We start from the raw sequence: 714 nt of genomic DNA on the forward strand, positions 1-714 counted from the left end.
CTTTGATCTGAACGCTGGAATGGTCCTGAGCGGGGAGTATGGCAACTCGATAAACCACTTGGGTGTTATCGTCTGACTCGTTACTTTGGGCTTCGTTTTGCTCTTCAACGCCCACATAGATAACTTTGCTAGGGGAACTGACACTAATGGCTAGCACACAGTCTCTAAGGCGTTTTAAATGTTTCTGAGCCGCAGGGTCCATTGAAAGAGCTGTATTGATTGCACTTTCAATAGTAACTGCAATTTTAGTTAGCCGCTTAGTGTCCATAAGGCTCATCTTAAGGTTTTATACCCGTATGTAGAGCAACAATGCCGCCGCTCATGTTGTGATAACGACAATTGGCAAAGCCTGCGTTTTCCATCATACCTTTTAAGGTTTCCTGGTCAGGGTGCATGCGAATAGACTCTGCCAAGTATTGATAGCTTTCACTATCATTGGTGATCAAACGCCCCATTAAAGGCAGAGCCTTGAAAGAGTACTGGTCGTAAACTTTACTGAGCAGGTCATTCTTTGGCTTGGAAAACTCAAGAACCAATAGTCTGCCGCCTGGTTTTAATACGCGTGCCATTGAGGCTAGTGCCTTGTCTTTATCTGTCACATTTCTAAGGCCAAAGGCGATGCTGACACAATTAAAATAGTTGTCTGGAAAAGGGAGTGTTTCGGCGTTGGCTTGAACAAAATCGATGTTGCTGCCGTAGCCTCTGTCTAGTAAA

The 714-nt window shown here is 44.7% G+C and carries 2 protein-coding genes; both read right to left on the minus strand.

The window, feature by feature from the left end:
• A partial coding sequence (locus A3735_RS02605) for a hypothetical protein (RefSeq protein WP_156499351.1) occupies nt 1-268 on the minus strand: 268 nt, incomplete at its 3' end.
• Between the two features lie 10 nt (nt 269-278).
• Nucleotides 279-714, minus strand: a 436-nt coding sequence (locus A3735_RS02610; protein WP_156499352.1) for a ubiquinone/menaquinone biosynthesis methyltransferase, incomplete at its 5' end; no start/stop codon positions are given.

The organism is Oleiphilus sp. HI0061 (genome assembly GCF_001635675.1).